Origin of the sequence: Muriicola marianensis, assembly GCF_014638095.1 — a bacterium.
Lineage (GTDB): Bacteria > Bacteroidota > Bacteroidia > Flavobacteriales > Flavobacteriaceae > Muriicola > Muriicola marianensis.
In genome coordinates, this window is record NZ_BMFH01000001.1 from 1,261,122 (window position 1) to 1,285,586 (window position 24,465).

The window sequence follows — 24,465 nt, forward strand, 5'->3', positions numbered from 1 at the left end:
ATGTAAAACTTTTGATCCGGGACTACTTCGACTTGGGTTTCAGGATAAAATCCTTTAAATAATAAGGTTCAAAATAGGCGACGTCTTCAAACTGTTTCGCCTGAAACTTTTCATAGGCCTCTTTGCACATGGTCGTAGATGTAGGGACCAGGTGATCCAGTATCCTGAAGTTGGGGTGCTGCAGAAAATCCCTGCATTTACCGGCCCCACTGCCTACGAGATAGACCGGACCTTTTTGAGCGTAATCCTGGAAGGAATCCGTTTGTAGGATCAGGGCCTTAGTTGGTTCCAGTTCTTTGTGATCGACAGAAAATACAGCCGTATACACCTCCATTCTCCTGGCGTCCAGCATGGGGATGATCACCCCTTTCTCTTCTTTGATTTGAAGGGCAAGGGACCTGAGGGTCCTGGTCGAAATCAGGGGTATGTCCAGGGCGTAACAAAGTCCTTTGGCGCTGGAAACCCCGATTCTAAGTCCGGTATATGATCCCGGTCCCTTACTCACAGCGATGGCATCCAGATCCTGGAGAGAGATCCCTGATTTTGCGATCACTTCCTCAATGAAAATGTGCAATTGCTCGGAGTGGGAAAAAGACGGGCTGTTATGCTCTCTGCTAGAGAGGAGAATACCGTCTTGAGCCACTGAGACCGAACAGTTCGTGGATGCCGTTTCTAAATGCAGTATATAGGCCATAGGGCCGCAAAGATAGTCTAGTTCAGGACAATCGGAAGTCCGTAGAAGAATTCGAGAACCTTGATCCTGAATATATAATTGTACTTGTTTCGCACCACCTCAGCCTCGGCGTTGTCCACTCGGGACTGAGCCTGACTGAAATCAAAGGCATTCATGAGTCCAACCTCAAACCGGTCCTTGGTATATTCATATGCTGTTCTTCTGGCATCCAGGGTTTTCTGGGAAGCTTCATAGGCTTTGGCCGTATTCTGTACATCCACATAGGCCTGATTGATCGTCGTCTCCAGGTCGAGCTTGGTTTGCTCCAGTTGGAGTCTGGCCTGCTCTACGTTGATCTGGGAACGGCGGATATTGTTCCTCGTACTGAATCCATTGAATATCGGAATCGAAAGCTGAGCCCCGTAAGAGATACCGTCATTGATCCAGAGCTGGTCCTTAAAGGCAATCTTTTCCCCGGTAATAAAATCCCTGGTCTGGTCGGAATACCTTGTGTTGTAATTGAAAAAGGCCCCTATGGTAGGATATACGGCACCTTTGGCAATCTGCAGGTCCTTTTCTGCAAGATCTACTCCTGCCTCGGAAAATTTAATGTCGTTTCGAAAGGTCAGGGCCTTGTCGAAGATCACTTTGGGAGAATATTTAAGAATGTCCGAAGGAGGGACATCGAATTCCTCATCGGCAATGTCAAAATTCTCGTAATCCGTGATCTGCAGTAACTGTGCCAGGGCGATCTTTGACAGCAAAACCTGGTTCTGGTTATTGATGATGGTCTGTTCCTGTGTTGCCGCGGTGGCTTCCACCTCCAGGAGATCCCCCCTGGGAACCACCCCTGATTCTACCAGTTCCCTGGTGCGCTTCAGGTCCTCTACGGTCACAGCGTATTGGGCCTCCGCCACTTTCAGGGATTCCTTGTTGGAAAGGATGTTCAGGTAACTGTTCGCCACGTTGAGGCGGATATCATCTACCAGATTATCCAGTCTGTACTGATTGGCGATCTCATTGAGTTTGGCTCTGTTAAGGCGATGAACATTCCTAAGTCCGTCAAAAAGGTTAACTCCTGATGTAACACTACCATTGGCAGAAAAAATGGTGGACGTGACAAAAACGTTGGTAGTAGGGTCCAGGACAAGACCGGTGTTCCCTGCGGTGCTCATCTGAGCGTTCAGGCTGGGCAGGAAATTGCCAATGGCATCAGACCTGTCTACCCGCGCATTCTCTAGGTCGAGTTCAAACTGCTCTACCGTCAGGTTATTATCTACAGCATAGGCCACGCATTCCTCCAGGGTCCACTTTCTCATTTGCGCGGTGAGTGTCCCCACCGTGAGCAGGAATAAAAAGAGGGTGATTCTATATCTCATGATCTCGTTTCTTTTTTTGATTGCTTATTTATTTGATTACGGTTTTCATTCATTATGATCAGCTGGTGGCTTCTTCTTCCTCATCCTCCCCGCGTTTGATCGGTTCGGTCTTATTCCAGACCTTCACCTCGTCCTCTTCGGTCAGGCCGGAAATGATCTCGACATTCACCCCGTCGGAAATACCGATCTCGATATCCCTTCTTTCAAACTGCTGATCGCCGGTGGCTATCTCCACATAGGGCTTATCCGTTTCCTTATCAAATTGAAGCAAGGCTTCCGGGATCACCATGATACTGTCCTTTTTCTCAAGGACGAGTGAAGCGTTAGCGCTGTATCCCGCCCTGATAAAGATGGAATCATTCAGGGCCACATCCCCTTCGATCTTGAATTGAACTGCCCCGGCCTCTTCGATACCTTTTGGGGCGATAAATTTCAGTTTAGCCTCCAGTTTCTGATCCTCAATGGCGCCCAGGCTGATCTCCAGAGGCATCCCGATCTTCAACTTTCCTACTTCCCCTTCGTCTACCTTTCCTTCAAAGATCATGGTCTTGAGGTCTGCGATAGTGGCTATGGTAGTCCCGTCATTGAAGTTGTTACTCTGTATGACCTGGTCTCCTACCTCTACGGGTATCTCGAGGATGGTACCGTTCACTGTAGCCCGGATATTGGTATTGGCACTGGCCGACCCCCCTGCTGATCCCAGCCTGATGATCTGGTAATCGGCCCTTGAGTTTTCGAGTTCCAATTGAGCCTGATCATATCTCAGCTGCAGGTTATTGAAATCCTGGCTGGAAATCACACCACGATCAAAGAGCTGCTTATTCCTATCGTACTCAATCTTTACATTACTCAGTGCTGCCTCGGCATTCCTCACCCTTCCCAGGGCTGAATTAAGCGCCTGTTCGTTCGGCACCACCTTGATAACGGCAATCAGGTCTCCCGCTCTGACATCTTCGCCTTCCTCCAGAAAGATCTTGTCAATGATCCCTGAGATCTGAGGTTTGATCTCCACCTCTTCCTGGGGGATGACCTTACCCGTCGCAACCGTTTTCTTCTCAATACTGGAGATAAAAGGTTTTTTGGTATCGTAGGTAATGGCTCCCTTGCTGTTCGATTTGATAAAGAAAGCTGCCGCCCACAAGGCGCCTAATACCAGGACTCCGATCAGTCCGTATTTTACATATTTGTTCATCTTCTTACCGTGTTATTTATTTAAAGTTGTTAGTTATTATTCTTCTCTCAATGCGTCAATTGGTTTGATACTGACGGCTCTCTGAGCCGGGATAAGACCGATAAGTGTTCCCAGAACCACCATCACCAGAAGTGCTCCGATCACCAGGGGGATAGGCACCGTTGGATTGGTATAGGGAAACTCAATGTCTTGTGTGGCATTGTTGATGAGGTTGAGCACCCCGGCACCCATAATGATCCCCACAATACCGGCGATCATGGTCAGGAATACCGATTCCAGGATGATGAGCGACCTCACCTCCCTGGGGGTGGCCCCCAGCGCCCTTCTGATCCCCAGTTCTTTGGTTCTCTCCTTGACCGAGATGAGAAGTATATTGCCAATACCAATGACACCAGCTAAAATAGTGGCCAGGCCTACAATCAGGGATACGAACGTCAGACCATTGGCAAAGCCCATGATCTTACCGAATACCTCCCCCAGGTTAAAAGCCCCAAAGGCCCTTTCATCGTCAGGGTGTACATTGTGTATACTCTTCAAAACCGATTTGATGTCTTTTTCCACCTGTACCACATCGGCATCATCAAAGGCGGCTATTGTAAAGTACTGGGCATTGTCTCCCGTGTTGTAAAGTTTTCTGAACGTCGAGAAAGGTATGTAGACGTCACCGTCTGTGCCAAAAGGGGTGGTCTGCGTAAATTTATGGACCCCCACTACCTGAAAATAGATCCCGTCTAACCGGATATACCCGCCTATAGGATCCTCGTCCTTTTCGAACAATTCCTGCTGGGTCCGTTCCCCGATCACACAGACCTTACGCGCCTGATCCTCGTCCTCTTCATTGATAAATCGGCCGTTGTCGTAGATCTTCTGGGTGGCCATCTTGGCAATTACCGGGAAATACCCATACACAGGGTAACTGTTAGACTTCAGGCCCCGAACGCCCAGGGCGGCCTCTCCCCCAAATACGCCTTTGGTATTTACAGGGGCGATATATTGGATCTCAGGAATACGATTTTGTAAAGTAGTAGCGTCCTGTACCTTAATGGTTAACCTCCTGCCGGTTTTATAACCCGCATAGGGCATGCTGGTCGACTGTGACCAGGTCCAGATACTGTTTTTGGCTACCGATTCAAAATTGCGCTCGAAACCGTTGTCAAGTCCGGTCGAGGCACCGGCGAGGACGATATAGATAAAGATCCCCCATAAAACGCCGATAACGGTTATGATCGTCCTAGTCTTGTTCTTCCCAATAGAACCGAAGATCTCCTGCCATGTATTCTTGTCAAATAAAAACTTCATGCTATTCGTCTCTAAGTGCTACTATGGGTTTAATTCGGGCAGCCCGTTTGGCAGGGACATAGCCCGCCAGGGTGCCGAAAATGATCAACAGGAGGGTGGCGAAAACAGCCAGCCCGGTCCCGATTCCCGGATTTAGGATAAAATAATCATCCATGAGCTTATCCCCCAGGGTACCGAGCAGGGCGATACCTATAAACATCCCCAAAAAGCCCGATATGGTGGTGATAAAAATGGATTCAAGCAAGATCACGGAGATCACTGATCTGGGGGTAGCCCCGATCGCCTTGCGAATACCGATCTCCTTGGTCCTTTCCTTGACCACATAAACCATAATGTTAGAGATCCCGATGATCCCGGCTATGATGGTCCCGAAGGCCACCAGGGCCGCGATAATGGCCAGTACAAAGGCAAAATCCTGGTTTTGCTTTAACTGATCTGCTACATTTCGGATGAAGAATCCGTTGTTGTCCTCCGGACTGATAAATTTTTTCTGTTTCAGGTATTTCTCCAGGCTCCGCTGAAAGGCCATGGCCCCGGTATATCCCAGTTCTTCCTTAAACCCGATCACGATCTGGCCGATCTTATCAGTGTTCTTTTCTATGAGCTGGCGGGTGGTGTACGGAATATACAATTGTCGTTCTTCATTATCTCCCCCATCGTCCTGGAATACGCCAACGACCTTGAAGACACTGCCACCCACATCGATATACTTGCCCATGGAGTTCATGTTGCCAAAGAGGTCCTGTTCTACCAACCTGCCAATGACGGCATTCTTGGTCCGGTTCTTTACATCCTCCTGGTTGATATACCGGCCTTTCATCATAATGGTCTTTTCAGCGAATTGCTGCCCCCAGTCGACCCCGATCGTGGTGTAGTTATTGGACTCTTCCTTGTACTTGACCAGTGCGCTGCGGAAGATCCTGGGAGAGATATACTCCACGAACATGGGAAAGTCCTTTTTGATGTCTTCCAGGTCACTGTTCTCCAATTCGATCTGCCGAAGTGCCTTATATCCTTTGTAGGGCATTGAAGTACGGCCCGGGAAGATGTACATCACATTGGTGGCATCCTGGGAAAAGAAATATTCAAAGGTGTTCTGGAGCCCGTTCGTCAGCCCAACAAGGCCTACAAAGATGAGTATCCCCAAAGACACCGTAAACCCGGAAAGAACGGTTCTGAGCTTGTTCTTCCGGATGGTGAGAAATATTTCCTGCCAGGTATCTCTGCTAAACATTTACTTTGGCCCTAACTTGTTTGACTTTTTCATCCTTGACGATCACTCCGTCCTTCAGGTGGACAATGCGCTTACACATCTGCGCGATATCCGGCTCATGCGTTACCACCAGGATGGTATTTCCCTGGTCGTTGATGTTCTGTATAAGTTCCATCACCTCATAGGAGGTCTTACTGTCCAGTGCTCCTGTTAACTCGTCCGCAAGCAGTACTTTGGGTTCTGCAACCATAGCCCGGGCGATGGCCACCCTTTGCTTCTGCCCTCCAGATAATTCGCTGGGTAAATGGTGCGACCATTCTTTCAATCCCACCTGCTCCAGGTATTTCATCGCCTTCTCTTGTCGCTGCTTTCTGGGCATCTTCTGGTAGTAAAGCGGAAGGGCCACATTTTCCAGGGCCGTTTTATAGTTGATCAGGTTAAAAGACTGGAAGATGAAACCCAGGAACTTGTTGCGGTAGTTGGCAGCCTTGGTCTCGTTGAGATTCTTAATAGGGATGCCATCGAGGACATACGTACCTGAGTCAGCTTCGTCAAGCATCCCGAGGATATTCAAAAGAGTTGACTTGCCGGAACCCGAAGACCCCATGATGGCTACCAGTTCACCATCTTCAACATTAAAGTTGATCCCTTTGAGTACGTGGAGGGAATTGCTTCCCATTTTGTACGATTTGTGCAGATCTTTTATTTCAATCATGGTTGGTGCGTTTCTTTTTTCAGATTCCGTCCTGTCATTGGACTGACAAGGTGCGGAAATGTTACAAGATTTAATTAAAAATAGTGTTAAAATAGCCTAGCCGCCGAATGATTCGGGTTGAATGGCATTCCAGACCTTGATCCTGTCTTCGGAAGAGAGTCCGGACTGTACCTCCACATAGATCCCGTCGCTGATCCCCAACTCTATATCCTTGCGGGTAAACTGCTGTTCTCCTGTGGCCACTTCCACAAAGGGCTTCTTGGTCTCCGGATCGAATTGTACAAGGGCTTCCTTGATCGCCAGAACACTGTCTGCCCTGGCCAGGATGATAGATGCGTTAGCACTCAGACCGGCACGGATAAATACTGTATCTCCCTTCTCCAGGGTCCCTTTGATCTCGAACTGTATAGCGCCATTTTCGGCCTTCCCTTTGGGAGCGATGTAATCCAGTACTGCATTGAACACCTTGTTCTCAATAGCTCCCACGGTAATTTCGAGAGGCAGATCTTCTTTTATTTTCCCTACTTCCGATTCGTCTACCTTTCCCTCAAAGATCATCTTGTTCACATCGGCAATCGCTGCAATGGTAGTGCCTTCATTAAAGTTGTTGCTCTCGATCACCTGGTTGCCCACTTCTACAGGCACTTCCAGGACCATCCCACTGACGGTCGCACGGATCAGCGTATTGGCCGCATTGCTGAGTCCGCTGGTTGTACCGGTCTGAACGATGTCATAGCGTTTATTGGCAGCAGAATAGGCTTGTTTGGCCTGGTCATAGGTCACCTGGGCCCGCTCCAGATCCACCTTCGAGATCACGCCCCGTGAGAACAGCTCACTCTGGCGATCGAAGTTCCGTCTTTGGTCCTCCAGGCTGATCCTGGCATCTTCAATCGCATTTTTTGCATCGTTCAGGGCATTGAGGTTGGGCACCACCCTGATCCTGGCGATCAGATCCCCGGATTTAACATAGTCTCCCCCTTCCACATAGATCTCGTCGATGACCCCGGAAATATTAGGCTTGATCAGGACCTCTTCCAGGGGAAGGATACTGCCCGTCGCCACAGTTTTTTTGATGATGGTTCGCTTCTCTGCCTGTTCAGTCTCATAGACTACCGGATCCTCAGCGTTCTTTTGATAGAGGTAGATCATGGCTCCGCCGAAGGTGATCACAATAAGCAGGAGGATGATAACGGTAACAGATTTTTTCATTTTCAATTGGATTATTTCAGTTTGATTCTTTATTCAGTTCTCAGGGCGTCTATCGGTCGGACCTTGATCGCGCTCTGGGCCGGTATAAATCCTGCCAGGAGTCCGGAAATGATCAGGATAAACAAAGCCGCGGAGACCACTCCGAGGTTGACGCTGGGATTCATAAACATATCTACGGGCCCGTTGGCATCGAGAAGGGCGTTGACCCCGTAGATGAACAAGGCACCCACTACGATACCGGCCATACCGGAAATAATGGTCAGGAAGATCGACTCGAGCAGGATCTGTTTCCGGATAGACCAGGGATCTTCCCCCAGGGCCCTTCGGATCCCGATCTCCTTGGTACGCTCCTTAACCACAATAAGCATAATGTTGCTCACCCCTATGATCCCGGAAAGAAGGACGAGAATACCCACAAAATATCCGATAAAGCTCATGGCACCGAACAGGCTTTCCACCCTATTGAATTCTTCATAGAGATCAAAAAAGCCAATAGCGCGGGTGTCTTCAGGGTGTATTTTATGCACCCGTTTCATCTCATTAACAATCCCCATCTTCAGGCTGGTAATAGGGAATTCATCCTTTGCCGTAATGGCCATCCAACCCACATTATTTCCCCGGTTAAAGGCCTGGGAAAAAGAGGTAAAGGGAACATAGATCTCTTTCTGGCCTTCTTCGCCATTTCCATTTCCGGATCTTTTCTTGTAAGTCCCGACAACTAAAAAGTTAACTCCCTGAATCTTGATATAGGAACCCAGGATCTCTTCTCCTGCCTCGTAAAGTTCATTCTTAACACCAAGACCAATCACAGCCACCTTCCTCTTGTTCTCTATATCGCTCTGGTTGATGAACCGTCCAGCAGTAATAGCCATAGGTTCTTGCTGGATAATCTCAGGATAGTCGCCATAGACGTTATAAGCACCAGTCTTAAGGCCCCGAATCACATTGTTATTCCCGCCAAATCCCCCGAGTTGGTTCCGGGGAGATATAAATCTAAGCTGTGGAAATTTCTCCCAGAGGGTTTCGACATCTTCTGTTTTGTAATTGAAGTTCCGGCCTATCGGCAGTCCCATATGCGCCTTGGTCGTACTCCGTGTCCACATGAACATAGTGTTGGTCGCAATGTCACCAAAATCGGCTCGTATCCCATTTTCCAGCCCCTTTCCTGCAGAAAGCAGGATGATGAGAATAAGGATTCCCCAGAACACCCCAAATGCGGTCAGGACCGTCCGGAACCAGTTGGTGGTCAGCACTTCTAAAATCTCTTTCCAGCGATCCCGGTTAAACATCTTTTATATCTTTTTATTCATCCCTCAGGGCATCAATGGTATGGATATTGGCGGCACGCCAGGCTGGAAAGAATCCTGCCACCGTTCCCGCCAGTATCAGAACAAAAACCGTCGCCAGAGCGACATTGAAATTTACTGAGGGGTTGACGACGTAATCCACCTGTACATGGGGTCCGACGATCTCAAGGATAGCCATGCTGAAGATAAGGCCGGCAAAACCTGAAATAGCCGTTACAAAAATGGCCTCGTGCAGGATCATGAGTATGATCGACCAGGGTTTGGCACCCAGAGCCTTTCGGATCCCGATCTCCCTCGTCCTTTCTTTGACCACAATGAGCATGATATTGCTTACCCCTACCACCCCTGCGATGATGGTGCAGATCCCGACAAACCAAAAGAAGAACTTGATATTGCCGATAAGGCTGAAGTAGCGTTTGGCTTCCTCAAGAGCACTCCAGACCTGAATGGCACTCGTATCATCGGGAGCTACGGTATGTGCCTGCTGAAGATAGGAGCGGAGATTTTCCTTAAAGGAAACGGCCTGTGCCACGGCCTGGTCAAAATTATCGACCTTAGGCAGGGTGTAAGAAATATTGCTGATCCTGTCTGCACCATTAAATACCTTCTGAGCGGTTGTGACAGGAATATAGATACGTTCTTCCTCCCGCTCTTCCCGTTCGTCAAAAACACCGATGATTTTAAAAAGAACCCCTGAGATATTGATAAATTCTCCAATGGGGGTTTCCACATCGAGGAACACATCATCCTTTATCTTTTTACCGATGACCGCCACCTTGCCCGTACTGGTCATATCCTTGAGATTCAGGAACCGGCCTTCGTGCAATCTGGCATTTTCTATAAACTGGTAATCCTGAGAAACTCCTCGCACGGAATAGACGAGCGCTTCCTTCCCGTAGTTGACACTGACATTATTGACAAAGACCAGGGGCGATTTGTATTCAATTTCTTTACTGTAAAGCGAATTTGCAGTTTGGTAGTTCTCGTTCCGCAGCTGTATCCTCCTTCCAGGGTTTAACCCCATATATCCCTTTGTAGTCACTCCTGGCCAAACCTCTACTTCTGTAGTCGCATCCTCTTCGAACTCATAACTGATCCCATTCTGCATCCCTTGGCCAAATCCCAGGAGGATCACAAGGATAAAGATCCCCGAGGCTACAGATAAGCCGGTGAGAAAGGTGCGCAGTTTGTTTTTGCGGATGGTGTCGAAGATCTCTTGCCATCTCTCCAGATCGAACATTGGGTTAGTGTTAGGATTCCCGGGATACTAAAGAGACTCTCCAAGGTCCGATTTGTTACAGGAAGTTACATTAAATGAATGTTAAAATTCAGGCTGAGGACCTCATCTTCCGATAGATAAAGAAAAACAATGCCCCGATCAGGATATAGGGTATGGCCATCAGGTAGACGATCCCATTGTTGATGCCCTCGGCTACCGACGTATTTCCTTCGCTCTCCAGTACTGCGCGGCACATGGCACATTGGGCCTCAGCGATCCCAGGGAAAGCCAGCACTGCCAAAAGAAGCAGGAAAGGCAGAATTTTACGGGAATTTATTGGAAGCGTTTTCATCGCGTTCAAAGGATCCTTAGGTGTAATAGGGAGAGATCATCAAATATACAACAACCCCTGTAACGGCTACATACAACCACACCGGGAAGGTGATCCTGGCGAGTTTTCTATGTCTTTCGAAATTTTTCATGTACGCCCTGGCATAGGTATGAAGTACCAGAGGAATAATCGCGATGGAAAGAACTATATGTGAGATCAGGATAAAATAGTACAAGTATCTAATCCAACCTTCCCCTCCGTATGGGGTGCTGTCAGAGGTCATGTGATAGGCCACATACATCACCAGGAAAACCAGGGAAAGACCTATGCAGGTGGTCATCAATCGCTGATGCAACAGTCGTTTTCCGTTTTTAATGGCCCATACTGCCGCTATCAATAATACGGCGGTTAATCCATTGATCCCTGCATATATGGGGGGCAGGAAACTCAGGGGTTCCACATCAGGTAGTCTTACGCCAAACAATACAGCAACTACAATGGGGATCAGGATAGAGATAATTGTAATTCCCCTGTTTACCTGTTTTTCTGTTAATGTCATTGTACTCATCTTATTCTAGCAATAGTTTTTTTATGTCTTCTTTGAGAATACTTATCTGTTCCTGTTCTCCTTCAAAATTCTCACCCTGGGATTCGGTGATGGTTCCACGGTAATAGACTAAGGGATTACCGTAGGGGTCCTTTCTGGATCGGATATATCCGTTTTTGTCCACCAGGGCAAAAAGACCTGAATGCTCAAATCCGCCAGGGACGTTTGGGTCGCTTGCCGCAAAGATGTTAAAGCCTTCATTGGCCAGTTTCATCACTTCCTCCTGACTGCCGGTAAGGAGGTTCCAGTCCATATCCGTAATCCCGTACTTTTCCGCATAAGCCTTGAGGACGATGGGAGTGTCATACTCCGGATTGATGGTAAAGGAGGCGATCCCGAAATTGTCGAATTCGCGGAATTCATCCTGTATCTCTACCAGGTTCTGATTCATGATGGGGCAGATGGTGGGGCAGGTGGTAAAGAAGAATTCCACAACGTAGACCTTGCCTTTGTAATCCTCATTTGAGATCAGGAGACTGTCCTGGTTGAGAAAACTGAATTCAGGGACACGCCTCTTCTTGTTGTTGAGGGTGATATACTCCAGGGGCCTTTCCGTACCCTGGACTACGTTCATCCGGGTGTTCTCAACAACGCTGCCCGACTTCACCCTTTCTATGATCCTCGGGATAAAAATGATACCGAAGACGAGAATGACGAGAGAGACCCAGACGTAGGTGTACTTGTTTTTCATCCCTTCTTCCTTTGGGCGTTATTCTTTTTAAGGGCGAGGCGGTATTCGGCAAGGATGATCTTTACATCGTCTTCCATCTTGTTGTTCAATTCTGCTACGGAATTGGTATTGAACCCGTATTTGGTCCCTTCGTCCTCATCGTCTTTTCTCCCCCTAAGGTTCCTGTCTTTGTCTATGATAAAGACATAGGGGGTGCCCAGGCCTTCATCCAGCTGCAGGTCCGAATTCAGAGATGTGAACAACTCCTCGATCGCCTTGTCTTCTGCAAAGACGAAATTCCAGTTAGATGTATCGGTAAGGTTGCTGAGTTCCTCCCTGATCTCGTCCGCTATGTCCTCCGTTCCCTTCGGCATGACCATCACCATCTGAAAATCGTTGAATTCATAGAAGCGTTTGTAGATCTTCTGATTCAGGTTAAAGGCGTTTCCTTTCCTCAGAGAAGCATCTCTCCCCAGAAAACCCAGGATGGTGATCTTGTCCTGCAACCTCACTTCTGTATCCATCGCGTCCAATTCGGAAACGTTTTCGGTAAGGGTGGGAAGGCGTCCAAAGTTGTTTACCCCCGAGGCAAAAAAGAGGTAGGCCACCAGGGGAAGAATAAACAGGACAACAAGTACAAAGGTCTTTTTCATGCTGCTTCAAAAGCTTTACAAAAATAAAAAAGACGGTTGTGATACCGTCTTTTTAAGTTGTTAATTCAATGTTAGAAATTCCATTGCAAATACCCGTCCTTAAAGACATTATAGATATAATCGGCCTCGAAGAGGAGGATAAAGATCAGGTAGCTTACCAGGAAGATCGGGGTCCATACTATAGCCCTTCTCAATGAACTCTTCTCATCCCTGAGGTGCATAAAATCCCAGGCTATGTAATATGCCTTCACCAGGGTCAGGATGATGAAGATCCAGTTGAGTAACTTCATCCCAATAAGTGTATTCCCGGTGAGTATCTCAGGTTTGGTGATACCCAGGGCTACTTCTACGGTTGTCACAATCGAGAGGAAGATCAGGACACCCCAAATTTTTTGGGTGTTCGACTTAAATTTCAGTGTTCCCCTGAAGATTGCTAATTTATGTTCGTGTGCCATGCGAGATGCTTTTTATTCTTGTATTTATATGATTTAAACGAGGTAGAAGAACGTGAAGACGAATACCCAGACAAGGTCTACAAAGTGCCAGTACAACCCTACCTTCTCCACCATTTCGTAATGTCCCCGTCGCTCATAGGTTCCCAGGATGATATTGAAGAAGATGATCACGTTGATCACTACCCCGGAGAACACGTGAAATCCGTGAAAGCCCGTGATAAAGAAGAAAAAGTCTGCGAAGAGCCGGCTGCCGTATTCATTTCGGATCAGGTTGGCGCCTTCCACAACGAGCGTGGCATCCTTGATCTTGGCCAGGGATTCTTCCCGGGTCAGCAAGGTTTTCTCCCCTTCGGCGTTCAGTGTCTCTGTGCGGATCAGGATATTGGGATTAGACAAAAATCCCTGTTTTACCTCTTCCAGGGAATAAGAGGGAAGTGAGGATTCACTGGAGAACCATACTCCGTCATTCCGTTGAAGGGTTTCCCTTTCTGAAGGGATCACCTGAGCGAAGTCGGCCAGAGCCGCACGCTGTCCTGTATCGGCTTGTACAAACTGGAGGATACGCCCTCCTTTGGTCTCAAGGGCTCCGTAATCTCCTTTGATAAAGGTAGCCCATTCCCATGCCTGTGAGCCCACGAATATGGCCCCGCCTATGATGGTCAGGAACATGTAGAGGATCACTTTGTTTTTCATCATCCTGTGGCCAGCGTCTACAGCCAGTACCATTGTCACAGAAGACATGATGAGGATAAATGTCATAAAGGCCACGTAGTACATGGGGAAATTCCCGTGTATGAAAGGCACGTGGGTGAACACCTCATCGGCAATAGGCCAGGTCTCGATGAACTTGAATCTGGAAAATCCATAGGAAGCCAGGAAACCGGAGAAGGTAAGGGCATCAGAAACGATAAAGAACCACATCATGAGTTTGCCATAACTCGCCCCCAACGGACGGTTACCGCCACCCCATACACTTTCTTCTTCAGCTCCCGTAGAGATTGTCGTATCCATATAAATTTGGTCTTGTTAAGATAAGTTTAGCAAAAATACATTTTTTTACAGGAAAGAAAAGCGAATCCCATGGCAATGGGAGTGTTTTTTTTCCCTCTATTAGAAGAAATAGAAAAAGAGAACCAGGTATACCCATAAAAGGTCCAGGAAGTGCCAGAAGGTGGCCCCCAAATCCATCCCCAGCATATCATCCGGTATGTACTTGCCCCTGATCTGCCTGAACAGGACCACCAGGAGGGAAATGATCCCGGCTACCACGTGCAGGATATGCACGGCTGCGATCAGAAAAATATATGACATGGTGATATTGCTGGTCGGACCGGTAAAATAATACCCCTGTGCAATGATCTCGCTGAATCCCGCAAATTGAAGTACAATGAACACGATACCCAGTACAAGGGTACCAACCAGCCACCCGGTGGCCGATTTCTGGTCTCCTATCTTTACAGACTTTCGGGCGAGAATATAGGTAAGGCTGCTGAGCACGATCACCGCCGTGCTGTAATAGAAGGCTGTGGGCAGACTAAAATCGGTCAGCCAGTCTTCACGGGAGCTGCTCACGATAAAAGCACTGGTCCATCCGGCGAATCCCATCAGCAGACTGATGATCCCGAACCAGAGCATCATCTTCTTGGCTCTTTCGTTCTTTTGCTTTTGTGTTCCTTGTGTCAGATCCATATTAAGAAATGAATTTATCAGCTACGTATACCAGTTGCATAAGACTTATGTAGGAGACGCTGGCGAGCATGAGTTTCCTGGCAGAGGCATTGTCTCTTTTCTCGAAGAGCCTGAAGGCAAATCCGAGCATAGCCAGCCCCATCATCAGGATGACGATACCCCCCGCCAGGGAGAGTTGCAGGCGCCCGGTGATCCCAAAGTAGGGTATCACTGAGATGATGATCATCCAGACGGTGTACATGATGACCTGTACAGCTGTACCCTTGTCCTTTTTACCCGTGGGCAGCAAGCGGAAGCCGGCTTTCCTGTAGTCATCATCCAGCATCCAGGCCAGTGCCCAGAAATGGGGAAATTGCCAGAAGAACTGTATCATGAACAAGGTACCGGGTTCTATGCCGAAATCATTCGTAGCCGCCACCCATCCCAGCATAAAGGGAATGGCCCCGGGGATCGCACCCACAAAAACTGCCAGAGGGGTAACGGTCTTCAGGGGAGTATATACACTGGTATAAAGAAAAATCGAAATGGCCCCGAACATGGCCGTCTTTGGATTCAGAAAATAGAGGATGATCACACCCAGGACGGTCATACTCACGGCAATGGTCAGCGCGGTTCTTGTAGACATTCGCCCTGAAGGCACAGGCCGGTTCCTTGTTCTTGACATTAGGGCATCCAGGTCTTTTTCGATTACCTGATTATACGCATTGGAAGCCCCGACCATGCAATATCCACCTACAGCCAGTAGTGCCACGGAGGTCCATTCGATCTCATACGCTCCCAAGAAATATCCGGCGATCGAGGAAAAGACCACGCTCAAGGCCAGCCTTGCTTTGGTGATCTCCTTAAAGTCAGAAAAATTCAATATCCAGGAATATGAGGTTACCGTGCCTACTGCCGACTTCATCCACATTTTTATAAGGCTGCAAAGATACGGTCCGCAGTATATTTTTGCAACGAAATGAAGGGCTTTATACTATCTTTAGGATTCAGCACAAATTCCTGCCGATCAAAGGCTTTATACCCCGTTTCATCAGGTGAACTCTCTGCAAATTTCAACTCTATTTACAGGGTGATAAACGTTTATGTAATAATCAAAAAAACCCCGACTATCGTCAGGGTTTTCTGAATTGAATATGCTTTTCTTTTACTGAAGCTTAAACACGATCGGGATACTGAAGGGTACCCTTACCGGTCTTCCCCTTTGCTTCCCTGGAGTCATCCTCGGAAGCTTTTCGATAATTCTCAGGGCTTCAGCCTCCAGGTTCTTGTCCGGACCTCTGTAGCGGATATTACCAATCGTTCCGTCTTTTTGGATAGTAAACATCACGTTCACCCTTCCCTGTACTCCCATCTCCTGGGCGATCTCGGGATAGCGGAAATTCTTGATGATATGCTTCTGCATCATTTCGTTAAAACAAGCCCTCTTGTCACTGGCTCCTTCACAGCCGGGGAACACAGGTACGTCTTCGATGACCGCAAAGGGCACATCCACATCGATGTCATCCTCTTCAACAGCAACATCTTCTACCTCGATGATCTCTTCTTCCTGACTGGTCTCAGTAGACTCGATGATGGTCTCTTCCACTTCTTCCTCATCTTCTACAACTTCGATCACTTCAGGTGCTGCAGGTGGCGGTGGTGGCGGTGGGGTTTTGATCTGTTCCGTCATAGGAACTTCCTCATCCAGCATGTCTTCCACGTTTAGGGAGATATCGTAGTCAGCTACCTTGTCATAGGTCTTCCATTCGAAGGCGATGAAGACCAAAAGCATAACTACAGCCAGCCCGAGGACAAAATAGAGTCCGCTGTTCTTTCTTAAATCGGCTTTTGGATTCTTTTTCAGTTCCATATTTATTGATTTACAGGTTCGCTAATTTAACCATTAATTTATAAAAACCGTAATTTTTTTCAATTCGCTACGGCTCCTTTCCTATACACTACCCGGATTAGCAGTATTCCAATTATCGCCCCGACAGAATTCGCGAGGATATCCAGTAATTCGGCACTCCTGTAGGTCGTAAAGCTCCCTTGAAATACTTCAATAATTATACCATACCCTATGAGTCCGAATAAGAATTTCAGGAACAATTGTTTGTTTGCTTTTACCTTTTGTTTTGAGGAGAGCAAGAAAAGACCCCCCAGGACAGCGGCAATAAAGTAAAAGGTAAAGTGTACAATCTTATCGAAATATGGAATTTCCAGATCCAAAGAGGTGTCATCGTCAAAGGATACGAGACTTAGGACAGTGATGAACACCATCCAGGTGATAAAGGCAATACCGAAGAGGTTCCGCTTAGGCACCCACGAGTTCCTTATAATCCGAATCGCTCATTAAATCCTCGATCTCGGCTGCATCACTGAACTTGATCTTGATCATCCATCCTTCTCCGTATGGATCAGTATTTACCTTTTCAGGCTCGTCTTCAAGGGCTTCGTTAAAGGCGATGATCTCCCCGCTCAGAGGCAGAAAGAGATCAGACACTGTCTTTACGGCTTCCACCGTACCGAATACCTCTTCCTTATCGAGGGTCTCGTCCAGGGTCTCTACTTCCACATAAACGATATCGCCCAGCTCACCCTGTGCAAAATCTGTAATGCCTACCGTTGCGGTATCCCCCTCAATCCGGACCCACTCGTGATCCTTGGTATACTTCAAATCGGATGGTATGTTCATCTTCTGAAAATTAGTTGTGCAGGCAAATGTAACGGATTCTGTCTTGGTTTTCAAAAAACAAAACCCCTTAATTTCCGAAGTTGTAGCGCAGGGTAAAGCCCGTGTTGATCGTGGTCTGGGGAAAGGCTGTGGAGACCGCGAACTGGGAGAAGGAATGGTCGTAGAAGAAGAGGGCATTCAGGCTCTTGGTCAGGGCGTAATCTGCCGTGAATTTGATCGATAATAAATTCTGCCCTGAGGTGATCTGGTTGTTGTCGAGGTCAAGGTTTCTGATGATAGTGATGTTGTCCCTAAGGCTCACATCTGCCTTAAGGTTAAGGTCCCCTTTAAGCCTCTGTTTTTCTCCGCCGATGTTGGTCACAAAAGTGACGTCCTTGAACCGGTATCCGAGTCCCACCGTGTATTCCTTCCCGTTGATCTCCGTGAGCAGGTTGTTGTCAAAGCTCAAAGACAGGGCCCTGTCTGCCCTGACTTCTGCCACTACACTCAGGGAATTTTTCATTTCGAAGTCGACTCGCATCAGGGGATTAAACTGGTCTGTCAGGACCACATTATTGATGATGTTCGTGGGAAGGAGATCCTGAGTCTCCGGATCTATTGTCCCGTTCTGCCGTTCGAGGTTGGTCTGGAAGCTATTAATACTGTAGGCAGCCCTGTACCCATGACTGAGGGAAAAACGCTTGAACTTGCTCTTAAACCATTTGTTGCGCATGAGCCCTGTGTATTTGATATTCCAGTTGGGGATGGGGATCTCCCTGAATGCATCCAGGTTCACCCTGTTCACATCCTGACCCGTATAGGCCGCAAAAAATGCAGGCAGGAGTACGTCTTGGCTTGTTTTCCCATAACGGAGTGGGAACCCATCGGCGTCCAGGCCTTCATCGGCCCCGCCCCGGTCTGAAAGAATACGATTGGCGATGACGATCCTGTTCTCCTTAAAGGTCTCGAAATTTTCTGAGGTAAATTCATCGCTCTTGGAGAAGAACGTACCGAGCATCATGGTGGAGATACTAAAATTCCCAAAGGTATTCGGGGTCTGTACGATGTACTCCCCGTCCTGCACCTTAAAATTCTCCTGCAGGCTGCTAGAGAACTGCCTGTCTGCTACCAGGTCAATAGTGAGGTCCTGAACAGGCTGGGCAGTAGCGGTTACGTTTAATTGCTTGTTGGTCCTTTTGATGAATTGCTGATTGAATTCCGGGAAGACCGTTAACCAGCCGTTCCTGGCAGCTTCGAAACGTACATCGGCCTGGCTGCCGAATACAAATCCAAGGGAAGGTCTCGTCGTTCCAATAAACCCGATGGATTGGGTATATCCCGGCAGGACCTGCCCGTTGTTTTCGTTGTAGTTGATGTTCAGCCTCTTGACCATGGTAAGCACATCTACCGCTGTATTCCAAAGTCCGCTCGTCTTCTTGGGTGCGGCCGCTGCCTGGGCACCGGTGGGCAGGTTGCCTGCCTTATCTCTCCTTACAGTTGTCGCCGACACCTTTCCGGTTTCTTTCTTGAGTCCGATCTTGTCGTAAAACCGCTGCATGTTCAGGGTGGCGGTCAGGTTATGCGTATTGGCATTCTGAACGGTATTGATATCCTCTCCGGTCACTTCCCGAATGGCATCTCCCCCCCTCTGCCAGTCGAAGTTACTGGTATAGGTGTACTGTGCATTGATAAAATCGAGGATGGGTACCTTGTTGAGGGGCAGCTCGTAGTTCAGCTGCATCTGTTGTGCATGGCGGTTGGGTTCCCCTATGTCAAAGAAACCATCCCAGATGTTGAGTTGCTGATCGATCAGGGAGTTAGGATTCCCTTCTTCTTCGAAATAATTCCTCACGATGTTATTATTGGAGGCTGTGAGGTTGAGTCGAAGCGATCTCGTAATGCTGTAATTGAGTGCGTATTGCCAGTTAAACAGATAATTCCGCTGCTGCAGAAGGGGCAGTTCGAGCCTTTCAACCCCGGGTTCCAGTACGTCCCTGAATCGCTGCTGGTTGAACTGACGGTTGATGTCTGACTGGAGGGAGATACTCGTCGGCAGCAAGTTGAAGTTGAGGTCCTTCAGCCATTTCCAGTAATTCCCCCTGAAGAGTGAGTCGTTTTTGGCGAAGGGAGCCACGTTGGCCGGCCTGAAATTGTGGTTGTAGACAAAGCCTGCCCTCACATTCTGATCCCTGAGGCTGGCAACCTCAAAATCGCGATGCTCGGTTTCATTGTAGGAGTAGTTAAAGGTAAAATTCTCCACATCAAAGAAATTCGCCTCGGCTTCTTCCCCACGGTTCTTTCTGACGCCGATAAAGTTGATACTAGTGCGTTTGGTATAATCTTCGGCCTGCTCCCTTATCTCTTCGGCTTCCTGAGCAGTATTGGCTGCGGCAATCCTGTCTTCCAGCTTGAGATCGTCATAAACCGGGTCGAATTCAGGGGTGATCAATTGCTCGGAAATACCGTAGTTAAATGGAATCTGCAGATTCCAATTCCTCGGGAGGAGCTGACCCAGCTCTACGTTTGTCACCACGTCATAGGAGATCGCATCTTCCCTGGCCCTTTCATTAGGCATCTGGTCTATGGCTCCAAAGCCAGACGTACTCTTGCTTCCCGTAGCGGAAACATTGGCAAAATCGGCTATATTTCCATCAAAGGCCGCGATAGCTGCCCATCCGCCTTGGTTGTCAAGTCCGGCCAGACGGAGTTCGTTGAACCACACTTCTCCCCGTGCGGGGACATTGTCTATGTTCTTAACACCCACCATCATGCTGCGTATGCTTCCGAGGGAAGGGTTACCCCTGATCCCGATCCGGATCTGTCCCGGGGTCCTCGGTGCGAATTCTGTCACGGGGACTACGGTCCCACCGATGATCTCGTAATAGCTTATATCTCCGAGAGTCTGATCGGCAATGCCCTGGGATTTTACCTTTTTCAGATCGTCCAGGGCAATGTCCAGCTCGTTGATGGCGGGCCAGATATCTTCAGCCTGGGAAGCACCAAAAGATGTGAATTGGAGGGGAACCTCTATCTGGTAAAAGTTCTCAGAAAAATCAGTTCCTATCCTCAAGAAGCCCACCAGGGGAACATCGTCATCGAGGTAGTCCGAATCCAGGATCTTTTCGGCGTGCATGAACATTTTCAGGCGCTCATATTGCCTCAGGTCCATATTCACGTTCTTGAACACCCCTCTTGAATCCTCGGGCTCCAGGTTTTCCAGCAGGAAGGAAAGCGACTGCTCATTCTGGCGGATGATGGTATTGTTGTTGTTCAACTGTTCCCTGAAGACTCCCGGGGGCAGTACATAGGGGATAGGTATACGGGAATTGTTCTCTTCGATGTTGACTGTATTCACATCCACCAGCGTTCCATCGTCCGAGGGGTCGTCCCCGTTAGATTGCAGACTTTTCAGATAATTTCTCCAATCACCCCTGACCAGGTCGAGAGTGGCAAATCGAAGGACCACATCATCGGTAAAGCCCGTGAGGTACATCCGCATAAAGCTGATGGACCTGAAATCAGAGATCCCGCCAACTGCATTTGTAAAATCACTCAGGGGGATCTTGTACTGTATCCAGCGCCGGTTCAGTTGCGAGCCATTGGGCAGGTTGGGGGTAATGCCCTCCTTGATGTCAGTAACATAGGGATCATTCACTGTTGTGTTGGGCCTTATCTGAATTCGGTACTCGTAATAGCTGTTAATGGTATTCATAGTCAGGTCGCGGTCTATATCCTCCACGTCCGGTAGGGTTGTAGAACCCCGGTTCGTATTGCTTACTGCAACCGGTGAATTGCCATCAGGGTTATTGAAGTCGAAATAGCGCTCAAGGATGCCCCCTTCCCTGTTGAGGTAGTACTGGTAGTTGTCGAGGGCAGGGTCTTCGGGCGGACCGTTATATCCCTGTGTAGCTTCCTGGCTGTCATCCAGACCGTCAAAACCGAGGTCCTGCAAGGTCCTGTTGGTCTCGTCTGCATCGAAGGCATAGACCAGGGACTGGGTGGCAGGGACCCTACCCCAGATGGTACTGGTGGTCAGGTCATTGCTGTTCACCCCGGGCAGGCCATTCTCGTATTGCTTGCGCCCGTCGGCGAGGATATCTTCCGAAATGTTCCCCAGGTTGATAACCAGTTCCCCCGGGCCGGTAGCTATACCGTCCACATAGGGATCCATCACCCAGAACTGTACGAATTCCACATTCGACTGTTCAAAATTGGTACTGCTGAGGGAGCGCATGATCCCCGCCCACTTTTCTGTGGGTTGCTCCCCGGCAAAATTGGGGTTGGCATTGTAGGGACCCTTTTGGTTGGGGTAATAGGCGATATCCAGCGTATTCTGTACAGTGGTCTGCCCCTGTGCGATGTCGATCTGGGGGAAGACCTCATCAATAAACACCCTCCGGGTCTCATTGGTAGAGAGGTCGTTGTCCGAGATTCCCGGGGGTCTCTGGTTGGTAAAGAATATAGGGTCTATGGTGTACCAGGCCATTTTTGCCCTTTCATATCCGGTTTCCAGGCCCGTTTCCCCTTCATCTAAAAATTCAAGTGGCGTACTCGCCAGGGTCCAGCCCAGGGAAGCCCGTATATCGATCAGCGCCTGCGCCCCTTCAAAATCATCCAGATAGGTGGTCGTTTCTCCACGGAAATCTGCATTCTTTGGCGAATTCGGGATGAGATAAGCCACCTCGCTCCTCAGGGAGATGTTCGAGGGTACATCTGTGTCGATATTCGGCAATTTATTGACCAGGCGGGTCAGGAAGGGAACTTCGGTTGAGAAATTTCCATTAAGGCCAAAGATGGTATTGTTAACAGGCTCTATCCCGAAATTGGATTTTTGGGTGAGGGGTCGCTCATTCAGGTTAAGCAGGGTCCCTCCCAAAACGAACTTCTCATTGAACTGGTGCTCTATGTTCACCCCGGTGAATCGGCGGGTCTGCTGGCCAAACACCGCATTGTTCTCCACCGAGATGTTGATGGGCGTATCGGAATTCTGCAGGCTCGGATCGAGGATCTGTACCGTTCCTGCCTGGTAGTTGACCGTATAATCAATTCCTTCCTGCAATTGCCTTCCCCCGGCCGTGACGCGCACAGAACCCCTGGGTACGTTAAAAGCCCCGATGGGAATTCCGTTGCTGCCTTCCGATTTATATCGTCCCTTGAGCCGGAACCGGTTCTTTTCCGCATCCTGTAGGGAGGCTGCCTTCGTATTGGCGTACATATTCCGGAATACATATTTCTGTTGATTTACATTGTATCCCTGGTCATTATCGACATCATAGGTTCCACCCCCTAACAGGTTAAACAAGTACTCCCCGAAAGGCTCTACCTTGGTAAAGATGATCTGCCCTCCCTGGGTGTTGACCGTGATCCCGGGGACGAAGTCGAAGAATCCATCTCCTCCGGGTTGCACATCCCGATACACATTCAGGCGATCCAGGTTGAAGACATCCAGCAGGATTCGGTCTTCCAGGGGTTTGGGCACATCGGGCCAGCCCGCGTTGGGGTCAACAGGCGTGATATAGTTCCTGGGCGTGGGATCTGAGTAAAGGATATTCAGCTTAAAATCCTCCTCGCTCAACTGAAAAGCCCCTGTGGCGTATATGTTTTTCATCATGAGGTCCCAGATAGGATCGCCCACATTGGTGATATTGCTCTTGAGCAACTTCAGGACCAGGGTATTGTTGGTGATCTCCGGGGTCACTCCTCCGGCTACGGTAGTCGCGTCGAGGCCCCCGTTGGCAAATTCACCCACCTGGTAGACCTCTCCGTTGAAGGTGTACTGGAAAGCCACGGCCAATACCTCATCATTGCTGAGGCGCTGGTTGAGGGAAATGTACCCCAGCTGGGAATTGAACTGGTAATCCCGGGTGGGTTCCAGCTTACGGGCATTTTCAAGGATGGCGTAATCAAACCCCTGGTTGATCTGGTAGCCGGTAGAAATATTAAATCCGTTATCTACGGTCGCGATATCCCGGATATCCTCCGTCAGGACTCCTCCGCTCCCGATTAAAGCCGGGTCAAAATCGTTTGCCCCGTTCCTGGGAAGTTCCGGATTGGTGCCCGAGACATTAAAGAATCCGGCGGGTTCGCCATTGAGCCTGCCGATCCTGGTCTTCTCATCCAGGGCCTCTCCAAGGTCCTGCAGAGCCACAACATTCCGGACATTAAGGGTTTGCTGGCTGCGGTTGGTCACCCATACCTCGAGCCGGGTGATTTGCACCTGGCTGCGGATAAAAGGATAGTTGGCCAGGGCCTGATCATACTGGTCCCTGAAGTACTGGGCTAGGAAGAAGTGGCGATCCTCATCATAGTCGAGGGCGGTGAGTTCAAATTCGTTTACGGTTCCTCCCCCCTGCGCCACTACAGTATTGTTCTGCGAACGCTGCTCGGAAAAGACCGCGGTAACCGTGGTCTTACCGAACTGCAACTGGGTTTTCACCCCGAACAGGCTTTGGGCGCCTGTGATCAGGGAACTGTTCAGGGGCATGTTGACATTTCCCACTTCGATCTTTTGGATGATATCATCCTCAGTCGGGGTGTAATCCAGTTTTACAAGGTTTTGAAAGTCGAAGGTAGCCTCCGTATCGTAATTAGCTGTAACCTGCAGGCGCTCCCCTACCTTCCCGAGCATGCTCAGGCTGATACGCTGGTCGAAATCGAAGGAAAGGTTGGTCCTGTTCCTGGGAGAGAGGGCCGGGTTGTCATTCTTTTGCCAGATCACCCCGAGGTCCATGGCTACAGAACCCTGAGGTATCACTTCGATGGTATTTCCCCCGAAGACGGACTCAAAGAAATTGCTGTTGACATAGAAATTCGGAAGTAGGTTTCTCCTGGCTTCCTCGCTACCTTCTTTTTTCCCGGAATAGGCATCGATCTTGTCCTTGAAATAGCTTTTCATATTCTCCTTTCGCACCAGGGCCAGGTACTGGGCAGGAGTCAGGATCACAGGATATCCGATATCGTAATCGCCGATGGTCTCGGTGTAGATATAGCGATCTAACTGGGGGTCGTACGTATATTTGGAAACAATGCTCTTGGGGTTGGGCATCTTTATTTTCCCAAGGGCTATTCCGGTCTGGACTGAATCGGCAGCCGGTTCATCGGTTTCCTGGGACGTGGCAGTTCCGGTCCAAAGGAAAATGAAGAATAGGAAAAAAAGCTTAAATGAAAATTTAAGAAAAGTCTTTGCCCCTGTTTTCAAACT

General features: G+C 48.8%; 21 protein-coding genes. All 21 read right to left on the reverse strand.

The annotated features are described in order from the left end of the window. Window positions 1-22: 22 nt before the first annotated feature. The 21 genes from tsaB to sov all read right to left on the reverse strand — a co-directional run bounded on the left by tsaB (window position 23) and on the right by sov (window position 24,462). The gene (gene tsaB / locus IEV19_RS05780; protein ID WP_188369719.1) at window positions 23-694 is read right to left on the reverse strand and encodes a tRNA (adenosine(37)-N6)-threonylcarbamoyltransferase complex dimerization subunit type 1 TsaB; all 672 of its coding nucleotides are present in this window, start codon (window positions 692-694) and stop codon (window positions 23-25) included. 17 nt (window positions 695-711) lie between these two features. Further along, the gene (locus IEV19_RS05785; protein ID WP_188369720.1) at window positions 712-2,052 is read right to left on the reverse strand and encodes a TolC family protein; all 1,341 of its coding nucleotides are present in this window, start codon (window positions 2,050-2,052) and stop codon (window positions 712-714) included. Between the two features lie 58 nt (window positions 2,053-2,110). Then, entirely contained in the window at window positions 2,111-3,244 is a 1,134-nt protein-coding gene (locus IEV19_RS05790; RefSeq protein ID WP_188369721.1) for an efflux RND transporter periplasmic adaptor subunit, read from the reverse strand. A gap of 36 nt (window positions 3,245-3,280) precedes the next feature. Then, window positions 3,281-4,543 (reverse strand): ABC transporter permease, encoded by a 1,263-nt coding sequence (locus IEV19_RS05795; protein WP_188369722.1) that lies wholly within the window; start codon window positions 4,541-4,543, stop codon window positions 3,281-3,283. 1 nt (window position 4,544) lies between these two features. Further along, window positions 4,545-5,777: an ABC transporter permease gene (locus IEV19_RS05800; RefSeq protein ID WP_188369723.1), complete on the reverse strand. Its 1,233-nt coding sequence runs from the start codon at window positions 5,775-5,777 to the stop codon at window positions 4,545-4,547. Beyond that, complete coding sequence (locus tag IEV19_RS05805) at window positions 5,770-6,471, reverse strand: ABC transporter ATP-binding protein (protein WP_188369724.1); 702 nt, start codon at window positions 6,469-6,471, stop codon at window positions 5,770-5,772. Before IEV19_RS05805 ends, IEV19_RS05800 begins: the two co-directional genes overlap by 8 nt. Before the next feature lie 96 nt (window positions 6,472-6,567). Continuing rightward, complete coding sequence (locus IEV19_RS05810; RefSeq protein WP_188369725.1) at window positions 6,568-7,680, reverse strand: efflux RND transporter periplasmic adaptor subunit; 1,113 nt, start codon at window positions 7,678-7,680, stop codon at window positions 6,568-6,570. A gap of 29 nt (window positions 7,681-7,709) precedes the next feature. After that, entirely contained in the window at window positions 7,710-8,969 is a 1,260-nt protein-coding gene (locus IEV19_RS05815) for an ABC transporter permease (RefSeq protein WP_188369726.1), read from the reverse strand. A gap of 13 nt (window positions 8,970-8,982) precedes the next feature. Continuing rightward, window positions 8,983-10,227, reverse strand: a complete 1,245-nt coding sequence (locus IEV19_RS05820) for an ABC transporter permease (protein WP_188369727.1) — start codon at window positions 10,225-10,227, stop codon at window positions 8,983-8,985. Between the two features lie 88 nt (window positions 10,228-10,315). Then, window positions 10,316-10,558 carry a CAMCR motif-containing small membrane protein gene (locus tag IEV19_RS05825; RefSeq protein WP_188369728.1) on the reverse strand — a complete coding sequence of 81 codons (243 nt, stop codon included), beginning with the start codon at window positions 10,556-10,558 and terminating at the stop codon, window positions 10,316-10,318. Window positions 10,559-10,574: 16 nt separating this feature from the next. Further along, a complete protein-coding gene (locus tag IEV19_RS05830; protein ID WP_188369729.1) occupies window positions 10,575-11,105 on the reverse strand; it encodes a DUF420 domain-containing protein in 531 nt (176 codons plus the stop codon). 1 nt (window position 11,106) lies between these two features. Next, window positions 11,107-11,835: an SCO family protein gene (locus IEV19_RS05835; protein ID WP_188369730.1), complete on the reverse strand. Its 729-nt coding sequence runs from the start codon at window positions 11,833-11,835 to the stop codon at window positions 11,107-11,109. Further along, window positions 11,832-12,467 (reverse strand): hypothetical protein, encoded by a 636-nt coding sequence (locus IEV19_RS05840; RefSeq protein ID WP_188369731.1) that lies wholly within the window; start codon window positions 12,465-12,467, stop codon window positions 11,832-11,834. Before IEV19_RS05840 ends, IEV19_RS05835 begins: the two co-directional genes overlap by 4 nt. A gap of 71 nt (window positions 12,468-12,538) precedes the next feature. Further along, window positions 12,539-12,922 (reverse strand): cytochrome C oxidase subunit IV family protein, encoded by a 384-nt coding sequence (locus tag IEV19_RS05845; protein WP_188369732.1) that lies wholly within the window; start codon window positions 12,920-12,922, stop codon window positions 12,539-12,541. A gap of 33 nt (window positions 12,923-12,955) precedes the next feature. Continuing rightward, entirely contained in the window at window positions 12,956-13,933 is a 978-nt protein-coding gene (locus IEV19_RS05850) for a cytochrome c oxidase subunit 3 (RefSeq protein WP_188369733.1), read from the reverse strand. 99 nt (window positions 13,934-14,032) lie between these two features. After that, window positions 14,033-14,611 carry a cytochrome c oxidase subunit 3 gene (locus IEV19_RS05855; protein ID WP_188369734.1) on the reverse strand — a complete coding sequence of 193 codons (579 nt, stop codon included), beginning with the start codon at window positions 14,609-14,611 and terminating at the stop codon, window positions 14,033-14,035. A 1-nt stretch (window position 14,612) separates the two neighbouring features. Next, on the reverse strand, window positions 14,613-15,515 hold the full coding sequence (cyoE, locus tag IEV19_RS05860; protein ID WP_188369735.1) for a heme o synthase: 903 nt from the start codon (window positions 15,513-15,515) through the stop codon (window positions 14,613-14,615). Between the two features lie 240 nt (window positions 15,516-15,755). After that, complete coding sequence (locus IEV19_RS05865) at window positions 15,756-16,460, reverse strand: energy transducer TonB (protein ID WP_188369736.1); 705 nt, start codon at window positions 16,458-16,460, stop codon at window positions 15,756-15,758. Window positions 16,461-16,519: 59 nt separating this feature from the next. Beyond that, window positions 16,520-16,912, reverse strand: a complete 393-nt coding sequence (locus IEV19_RS05870; RefSeq protein ID WP_188369737.1) for a VanZ family protein — start codon at window positions 16,910-16,912, stop codon at window positions 16,520-16,522. Next, on the reverse strand, window positions 16,905-17,285 hold the full coding sequence (gene gcvH, locus IEV19_RS05875; RefSeq protein WP_188369738.1) for a glycine cleavage system protein GcvH: 381 nt from the start codon (window positions 17,283-17,285) through the stop codon (window positions 16,905-16,907). The genes IEV19_RS05870 and gcvH overlap by 8 nt, the downstream gene beginning before the upstream one ends. Before the next feature lie 67 nt (window positions 17,286-17,352). Then, a complete protein-coding gene (sov, locus tag IEV19_RS05880) occupies window positions 17,353-24,462 on the reverse strand; it encodes a T9SS outer membrane translocon Sov/SprA (protein WP_188369739.1) in 7,110 nt (2,369 codons plus the stop codon). Window positions 24,463-24,465 lie beyond the last annotated feature (3 nt).

What these genes read in the sequence shown, in the direction of transcription:
- tsaB (WP_188369719.1), bottom strand. Translation starts at nt 694, where the DNA reads ATGGCCTATATACTGCATTTAGAAACGGCATCCACGAACTGTTCGGTC.
- IEV19_RS05785 (WP_188369720.1), bottom strand. Translation starts at nt 2,052, where the DNA reads ATGAGATATAGAATCACCCTCTTTTTATTCCTGCTCACGGTGGGGACA.
- IEV19_RS05790 (WP_188369721.1), bottom strand. Translation starts at nt 3,244, where the DNA reads ATGAACAAATATGTAAAATACGGACTGATCGGAGTCCTGGTATTAGGC.
- IEV19_RS05795 (WP_188369722.1), bottom strand. Translation starts at nt 4,543, where the DNA reads ATGAAGTTTTTATTTGACAAGAATACATGGCAGGAGATCTTCGGTTCT.
- IEV19_RS05800 (WP_188369723.1), bottom strand. Translation starts at nt 5,777, where the DNA reads ATGTTTAGCAGAGATACCTGGCAGGAAATATTTCTCACCATCCGGAAG.
- IEV19_RS05805 (WP_188369724.1), bottom strand. Translation starts at nt 6,471, where the DNA reads ATGATTGAAATAAAAGATCTGCACAAATCGTACAAAATGGGAAGCAAT.
- IEV19_RS05810 (WP_188369725.1), bottom strand. Translation starts at nt 7,680, where the DNA reads ATGAAAAAATCTGTTACCGTTATCATCCTCCTGCTTATTGTGATCACC.
- IEV19_RS05815 (WP_188369726.1), bottom strand. Translation starts at nt 8,969, where the DNA reads ATGTTTAACCGGGATCGCTGGAAAGAGATTTTAGAAGTGCTGACCACC.
- IEV19_RS05820 (WP_188369727.1), bottom strand. Translation starts at nt 10,227, where the DNA reads ATGTTCGATCTGGAGAGATGGCAAGAGATCTTCGACACCATCCGCAAA.
- IEV19_RS05825 (WP_188369728.1), bottom strand. Translation starts at nt 10,558, where the DNA reads ATGAAAACGCTTCCAATAAATTCCCGTAAAATTCTGCCTTTCCTGCTT.
- IEV19_RS05830 (WP_188369729.1), bottom strand. Translation starts at nt 11,105, where the DNA reads ATGAGTACAATGACATTAACAGAAAAACAGGTAAACAGGGGAATTACA.
- IEV19_RS05835 (WP_188369730.1), bottom strand. Translation starts at nt 11,835, where the DNA reads ATGAAAAACAAGTACACCTACGTCTGGGTCTCTCTCGTCATTCTCGTC.
- IEV19_RS05840 (WP_188369731.1), bottom strand. Translation starts at nt 12,467, where the DNA reads ATGAAAAAGACCTTTGTACTTGTTGTCCTGTTTATTCTTCCCCTGGTG.
- IEV19_RS05845 (WP_188369732.1), bottom strand. Translation starts at nt 12,922, where the DNA reads ATGGCACACGAACATAAATTAGCAATCTTCAGGGGAACACTGAAATTT.
- IEV19_RS05850 (WP_188369733.1), bottom strand. Translation starts at nt 13,933, where the DNA reads ATGGATACGACAATCTCTACGGGAGCTGAAGAAGAAAGTGTATGGGGT.
- IEV19_RS05855 (WP_188369734.1), bottom strand. Translation starts at nt 14,611, where the DNA reads ATGGATCTGACACAAGGAACACAAAAGCAAAAGAACGAAAGAGCCAAG.
- cyoE (WP_188369735.1), bottom strand. Translation starts at nt 15,515, where the DNA reads ATGAAGTCGGCAGTAGGCACGGTAACCTCATATTCCTGGATATTGAAT.
- IEV19_RS05865 (WP_188369736.1), bottom strand. Translation starts at nt 16,460, where the DNA reads ATGGAACTGAAAAAGAATCCAAAAGCCGATTTAAGAAAGAACAGCGGA.
- gcvH (WP_188369738.1), bottom strand. Translation starts at nt 17,285, where the DNA reads ATGAACATACCATCCGATTTGAAGTATACCAAGGATCACGAGTGGGTC.